Genomic DNA, 7604 nt, shown 5'->3' with positions numbered 1-7604 from the left:
GCACAGACCATTTTACCAAAAGAATCGCTGGGTGATCTAGAAAAGACTATTTCATCTACAAATCAGAATATTGTTCAATTTTCTGAAGAAATCGAAAGTGTTATTCAGCAGTCAAAGGAGTTTACAGAAGCATATATCCAAAAAGTACATAGCCAAGCGACAAACTCTGTCAGTAGTATTTCTTGTTTAATCATAGAAATTTATCCTAAACTAGGCATCAAAGCCAGTAGAATTGACCATCAACTCAATCAGATTTTTAGGGATTATTTTACGGCGTCTCAGCATCATATTTTTATAAAATGAAAGAAAAAAATCTGATTTATTGCTGATGAAGCGCTTTCATGTTTTTTGATTTTCAATGAGCAATAATGGCTATTGAAAGTTTTAAGACAAGCGTATAAAGTAATCTGGAAATGATTTTAATTTTTTCTGAGAAGATTAGAATTTATTGCGAAAAGCATAGCAATGAGAATAAGTGCATAACTGAATCTTTCGTCGATGTAATAAAGCTCACATGTAGTTGTTAATCACTGTGAAACACATGAAAAAGGAGCGAAAACATTGCTGTTTTTGCTCCTTTTCATTCATTTTTATGCTTTAGTGTTCTCTTTAGGAGGGAGTTTTTTATCTAATCATCTAAAATTAATTATTATACCCTGGATTCTGTTCTAGGTTTTTATTGGCATCAATTTCTCGTTGAGGTATTGGAAGCACTAATTGGTCAGAATTGTAAGGTAGCGCTCCAATACTTTTTTGTAAGCGTTTGGCATCGTGAAGCGCAGCATCTTCAAAACCTAATTCTCGTTTGCGTTCCGAAATAATAGTATCAAGGGTTATGCTGTTGAACAGCGTGGCGTTGGATCTTTTACGTATAAGGTTGATGTCTTCAAGTGGTGTAGCGCCTAACTCCGTTGCAAGTCTGAAATTGGCCTCCGCCCGAATTAAATACATTTCAGCTAAACGAATATAGGGAACGTTTGCAAATTGATTTTGCCATTTCGTTGAAAGCAGTGTTCCATTTCCTGCGTAGAAAAACTTGCTTCTTTGATCATTATTATCGCTGAAATTCGTAAAATAAGGAGGCTCTATGGTGACATCTCCTGTGAGCGATCTTCCTCCGTATATACGGGTGGCCCAGAAAGTGGTCATATCGTTAAGGCCGTCTTGAGTGGTTATTTGCCAAGCAAAAACGTCTTCGGTAGAGTTACTTTCATTGTTAAAGGCTGAAGGATAATCAGCTGTAAGACTGTATCCGCTGTTTTTTATGACATTATTTGAAGCATCACGGGCACCTTCATATTTGCCCATTTGTAAGTATACCCTTGCGAGTAATGCTTGCGCAGCATATTTATCGGCATAAAAACTGTTATTTTCAGGAAGTAAATCTACTGCTGCGTTAAGGTCTGAGACCACAAAGTCATAAACCTCCTGCGCAGAATTTCTGGAAGGATATGTAATTTGAGAGGCATCACTTACCGCGCTGATAACAATTGGCACTCCTAATTGGATATTTTGTGTGTTGGCCTTATAAGGTAGGGCAAAAAATTTCACTAAATTAAAGTACACTGCAGCACGCAAAAATTTAGCTTCGCCTTCAACACGTGAAGCCTCATCGGGATCATCAAATTTATCAAGTCCTTCCAATACTAAATTTACCTGATTGGAAACTGCATAAGAGTACACCCAGTAGTCTCTTACAAAAGTGTTTCCGGAAGTCACCAATTTTCTGTTAAATTCAGCTGGGCCTAAGTAAGTGCCACGAAACGCTAATTCGCCGTTATTTGCTAGTAATTCTGACGCTAAAGTATAATCTCCTGCGAACAATGTGCTTTGTCCAGCAAGATCATAAGCGCCTACTAAAAGGTTTTGAATGTTCTCCGCAGATGATAATGCCGATTCAGGGGTTAAGCTTTGCTTTGGATCAATATCTAATTTGCTGCTACAGCTTACCAACACGACACTGAAAAATAAAAGTATGTTATATGTTTTCATAATAGTTGTTTTAGAATTGAAGATTTATCCCAACGGTGTATGTTTTGGAAGACGGCGCAGAATAGAAGGCAGTTCCCACATTGATATTGCTATCAGCATATACATCATAGGTTGATTCTGGATCATAACCGGTATATTCAGTAAACGTTAATAAGTTAACTCCAGTAAAATAAATCCTAAGCTTATCGATATTTATAGATTTACTAAAGTCGTTAGGAAGTGTATATCCAAAAGTAAGGTTCCGTAATCTTATGAAATCTGCTTTCTGCAAATATCGCGATGAATGCTGGGTGCCATTACCTCCTAAAAACCGCGCTTGTGGCACATTGGTAATGTCACCTGGCTTTTGCCATCTATTTAACTGATCGATAGTTTGGTTGTCGAAAAAATCGCCGTTAGAAGATTGATAGCGACCAGCGCCATTGTAAATAGAAGCACCATATTGACCTTGAAAGGTAAAGGATAGATCAAAATCTTTATAGTTCAAGTTGTTAGTAAATCCTACAAGGACATCTGGGAATGGGGAGCCTAAAATGACACGTGCTGCAGAATTGTAATTATTGGTTAAAGTTTTGTCACGCGTGCCATCGGCTTTTAATACATTGGATACAAATAAAGCATCACCATTTGCTGGGTCTGCCCCCGCATACTCGACCATATAGAAGGACGCGAGCGTTTCCCCTTCACTAACTATATTTTGTCCGGAAACTATTTCGCCTCCCGGTAAGCTGGTGACTTCATTTTTGTTATAAGAAATATTAAAACTTGAGGACCATGTAAACATTTCTCCGACAAAGTTTTTAGTATCTAAAACAAACTCAATCCCGGTATTTTTTAATTGTCCTACGTTACGTGTTAAGGTTGTATAGCCTGATGTGGATGGAATTGGTTCAGCAAGAATTAAATCGGTAGTCGTTTTATTATAAACATCAATTTGTCCAGAAATCCTATTCTCTACAATACCAAAGTCTAACCCTAAATCATATTGATTAGTAGTTTCCCATTTTAAAGAAGGATCTCCCAATTGTGTGGGCTGCAAAGCCGGGCGACCATTATAGGAAGCGCCTGAAATCAAGCTGCGACTGGCAAAGTTACCAATGCCTGCATTTCCGGTGACACCCCAGCTCGCTCTAATTTTTAGGAGAGAAAGTAGCTCACTGTCTTTTAAGAAATCTTCATCAGACATAATCCAAGCTCCTGAAATGGCCGGGAATAAACCAAATTGTTCATCTTTTCCGAATCGTGAACTTCCATCGTATCTTAAACTTGCTTTAAATAAATATTTATTAAGGATATTTAAATTTGCTCTTCCAAAATAGGAAAGAAAAGTAAATTGAGATCGGCTTGAACCACCGCCCACGATTTCTGCAGCACTGTCAACTGTGCGCAAATCATCTGAAGGAAAACCTTGTCCCTCGACTGATTGTTGTTTTCTTCGGTCGTCTTCAAAGGATATGCCTCCAATGGCTTCTAATTCAATGTCATCAGTAATGGAAGTCAAATAGTTAAAGTAATTGTTTAAGGTGTATTTTTCATTTTCAACACTATTAGCCACTGCATATCCACCCACTGATTGAGATTGGGTTAAATGGCCATCAAAAGTTTCTGCGGTCTGTATATTTAAATCATATCCAACTTCGGAGCGAAAGCTAAGGCTTGGGATAATTTGGTATTGCGCATATAAATTTGCAATAGTTCTCCAGATAGTTGTTTCATTATAGGCATTCGATACTTGGTTAAGAAAGTTATAATACAAAGTGTTGGAATTTGGCATTCCATTATCTAAATAGGGTCTAATAAAGGGCTGTTGCGCAGAAGCCTGTAATGGATTGGCAAATTGGTTATCATTTGCCAATCTCGCAATCAGGGTTTTGGCAATACTAGAAGCCATGCCTATTTGAAGTTTTTCTGAAGCATTATGGTCCACATTTGCTCTAAAGCTGTAACGTTCAAGGTTATTTCCCCTTACAATCCCATCGGTTTTATTGTATCCTGTTGATAAAAAGAACTGGGTTTTTTCTGCACCCCCAGAAGCATTCAAATTTAAGGTTTGCACACCACCATTTACAAACGCCAGATCCTCCCAATTGGTGTCCACAGCGGAATTCTTCCAGTCTGCTTCATTTTCACTAAAATCGTTTAAGTCAGCTGCAACATCTTCTAAAGTGTAGCCCTCATTAAGATACGCTTCGGTTAAAAGTTCCACATATTGTGGTGTATTTAAGAATTTCATTCTGTTGGTAGCTTTGCTCCATCCATAGGAAGTGTTTAAAGATATTTTGGTGTTGCCTGATTTCCCACGTTTCGTAGTTATCAAAACAACCCCGTTAGTTCCTCGTGCGCCATAGATTGCAGCAGATGAGGCATCCTTTAAGATTTCAATGGAAGCAATATCATCTGGATTTAAACTTATAAGGGGATTGATCGGAGAGTCGTTGATATTTTCATCGCTGTTTATGATAGGAATTCCATCAACGACATAAAGTGGCTCTTGACTAGAAGATATTGTAGCGACCCCTCTAACTCTTACCTTAATCCCAGATTCTGCTTTTCCGTTTACCTGAGTGACCTGCACGCCGGATGCTTTACCAGAGAGAGTGCTTTGTACACTGGGTACAGGAATATTATTTATTTCATTTGAAGAAACAGAGGCAACGTTGTCGGTTAAGTTTCGTTTAGTGGATTTACCATAACCTACCACGACAATTTCATCTAATTCGGAAGTATTTAAAGCAAGATTCACATCTAGGGTGGTAACAGTGGTCACAACAATTTCTTGGGTTGTGTAGCCGACATAGCTAAAAACAAGTACATCATTCTGGGTTGCGGAGATCATGTAATTTCCGTTGAAATCAGTCAATGCTCCTCTGTCGGTGCCTTTGACCAAAATATTTACCCCTGGCAGCGGAAAGTTATTCTCGCCTTTTACGATTCCGCTTATTTTCAGGTCCTGGCCAAATGCAAAGCTGGAAAATGCAAGCGCGAATAAAACTAAACTATTTGTTAATTTTCTCTCCATATGTTAATTTATTTAAAATTATTAACTCAAAAGTGCTAATTATATGTTAAAGAAACAAGAATTGGATATCTTATTTTTGATGGTATTATGTTAAATTTTTGGCTATGATAATTAACTTCAGATTATGAGATCAAACTGCTTTTTTGTGAAGCATTAAGGGTTTTAATGAGATCAAACTCCGTGAAAATTACAATTTCAAATGGCTAATTTTAAAATCACACGTACAATAAATTCTCAATGAGGTATTGGTTGAGAGGGCTTTACAAGAATTTAGAGACTGAAACTGTGCAAAGTGTGTGCAAGGAAAAAGGTAATACGCTCGCGTAAAAATGTCGTATCAAACGAATTTTAATAGCTGAAAAAAAAGAAGAATCAAAACAGATCGAAGTATTTCAAAGCGCATGTATGGCGAAAAGAGTGATTTAAAAACAAGATGTATTTAGCTTGCTTATAATTCGTAAGAACGAATAATTCCGTACGCATTTGTTAATAAAATCTACCTTAGTTTAAAAGAAAAGTCAAAACGTTAATAAAAGTTAAAAATAAAAAAAATATTTTCTTTTTATTACTTAAATTGTGTACTTAACTCAGATGGTCCTTTATGAAAAAAATAGTACTCTCCATTACACTTTCTTTAGGCTTTCTTTTCCTACAGGGGCAAAATAAAAGAAATCTTGTTCCTAGTGATGTTTATAAGTATAAATCTGTATCCAACCCTCAGGTCTCTCCAGATGGAAAATGGATCATGTATAGTGTCGCTAAACCGGATTCTATCAAAAATAAAAAACAGTCCGATTTATTTCTGACAAGTTGGGATGGTAAAGATAATTTACAAATCACTTTCACTCCAGAAGGTGAATCTAATGCTAAATTTAGTCCTGATGGAAAATATATTTCCTATCTATCTTCAAAAAAAGCAGATACTTTAGATGCCAATCAACTGTGGTTAATGGACAGGAGAGGTGGTGAGGCAAAGCAATTCACTAAAGAGAAGTATGATCTTGAAGATTACGAATGGTCACCAGACGGTTCTAAAATCGTCTTGGTCATGAAGGATGTTGAAGATAAGAAAAAGAAAAAAGATGAGGTAAAAGCTCCTATTGTGGTAGATCGTTATCATTTTAAGCAGGATGTTAGCGGTTATATTTTAAATCATAACACGCATTTATATCTGCTGGATATTGCTTCTGAAAAAGTAGAACAGCTCACCACAGGAAATTTCGATGAAACTTCTCCGGCCTGGTCTCCCGATGGAAAAACTATTGTTTTTGTAAGCAATAGAACAGAAGACCCAGACCGAAACCATAATGATGCTATTTATTCAATGGAGGCGAAAAAAGGCGCTGAGATGAAGCAACTTACGCATTGGAAAGGAAGAGAAGGGTCGCCACAATTCAGTAAAGACGGCAAATACATCGCTTATCTACGCTCCACAGATGACGCTACTTTTATAAATTATGATAATAGTATTTTAACCATTATGGATATCAATGGAGGTAATGAAAAACTTCTTACCCAAAAAATGGATCGTCCTGTAGCAAATTTCAGATGGTCGCCCGATAGCAAAAAAATAGCCTTTTTGGTACAAGATGACAGACAGAGATATGTATCTGAAGTTGATATTTCCTCAGGAAAACTTAATCAAATTATTGGTGGAAATAGAAGTTTTTCAAAATTAGAAAGCCGGCAGTCAGGTGGATGGTTAGTCATGATGAGCGACCCACAACACCCTGAAAACATTTATACACTTACCGACGGTAAGCTGAATCAAATTACCCACATCAATGAAGATTGGCTTAAAAACGTTGCGTTGGCCGAGGTAAAAGGATTTGAATCCATTAGTAAAGATGGGACAAAAGTTTCCGGACTGTTTTATAAACCGTCTGGGAAAGGGGACGAAAAACTGCCTTTCATTTTATATATTCACGGAGGTCCAGTAACACAGGACGATTATTCTTTCGATTTTACACGACAAATTCTTGCGGGAGGTGGATATGCTGTTGCCGCCGTAAATTATAGAGGAAGTAATGGCCGCGGCATAGATTTCAGCAAAGCTATTTATGCCGATTGGGGGAATCTAGAGGTTAAGGATTTATTGGGGGCCACTGATTATTTGGTAGATCAAGGTTGGGTAGATAAGGATAGATTGGGAATTGGCGGATGGAGTTACGGCGGAATTTTAACCGATTATACCATCGCTACAGATACTCGATTTAAAGCCGCTTGCAGTGGTGCCGGAAGTGCTATGCAGCTTTCCATGTATGGCATAGATCAATATTTGTTACAGTGGAATGAAGAAATCGGGTTGCCTTGGACCAAAGATGGTTTGGATCGGTATTTAAGACTATCATATCCTTTTACTCATGCAGGCAGAATTAAAACCCCAACCTTATTTATGGTTGGAGAAAACGATTTTAATGTACCTTCAGTAGGAACTGAACAAATGTACGCCGCTTTAAAAACATTGAATGTGCCTACCACATTAGTGATTTACCCAAATCAGTTTCACGGATTACAAGTATTAAGTTATCAAGTGGACAGGTTTCAGAGATATCTTGATTGGTATGGCAAATATTTAAAAAAATAAAAACAA

Annotated in this window: 3 protein-coding genes and 1 pseudogene; 2 read left to right on the top strand and 2 right to left on the bottom strand. The window is 37.3% G+C overall.

The genetic code is table 11. The features are described from left to right. A pseudogene (locus ABIQ28_RS13910) lies at positions 1–303 on the top strand (acyl-CoA dehydrogenase); the annotation flags it as partial. A 339-nt stretch (positions 304–642) separates the two neighbouring features. On the opposite strand, the gene ABIQ28_RS13905 reads toward ABIQ28_RS13910, so the two are convergent. Together ABIQ28_RS13905 and ABIQ28_RS13900 are read right to left on the bottom strand one after the other, a co-directional pair. Further along, complete coding sequence (locus ABIQ28_RS13905) at positions 643–1992, bottom strand: RagB/SusD family nutrient uptake outer membrane protein (protein WP_348038330.1); 1350 nt, start codon at positions 1990–1992, stop codon at positions 643–645. 10 nt (positions 1993–2002) lie between these two features. Then, complete coding sequence (locus ABIQ28_RS13900) at positions 2003–5011, bottom strand: TonB-dependent receptor (RefSeq protein ID WP_348038328.1); 3009 nt, start codon at positions 5009–5011, stop codon at positions 2003–2005. Positions 5012–5612: 601 nt separating this feature from the next. On the opposite strand from ABIQ28_RS13900, the gene ABIQ28_RS13895 reads away from it, so the two are divergent. Next, positions 5613–7598 carry a S9 family peptidase gene (locus ABIQ28_RS13895; RefSeq protein ID WP_348038326.1) on the top strand — a complete coding sequence of 662 codons (1986 nt, stop codon included), beginning with the start codon at positions 5613–5615 and terminating at the stop codon, positions 7596–7598. Positions 7599–7604 lie beyond the last annotated feature (6 nt).

Origin of the sequence: Gelidibacter sp., from assembly GCF_039916245.1 — a bacterium.
GTDB lineage: Bacteria > Bacteroidota > Bacteroidia > Flavobacteriales > Flavobacteriaceae > Gelidibacter.
The sequence above is the reverse complement of the archived record's forward strand: the minus strand, read 5'-3'. Positions and strand labels throughout refer to the sequence as shown.

What these genes read in the sequence shown, in the direction of transcription:
- ABIQ28_RS13895 (WP_348038326.1), top strand. Translation starts at nt 5,613, where the DNA reads ATGAAAAAAATAGTACTCTCCATTACACTTTCTTTAGGCTTTCTTTTC.
- ABIQ28_RS13905 (WP_348038330.1), bottom strand. Translation starts at nt 1,992, where the DNA reads ATGAAAACATATAACATACTTTTATTTTTCAGTGTCGTGTTGGTAAGC.
- ABIQ28_RS13900 (WP_348038328.1), bottom strand. Translation starts at nt 5,011, where the DNA reads ATGGAGAGAAAATTAACAAATAGTTTAGTTTTATTCGCGCTTGCATTT.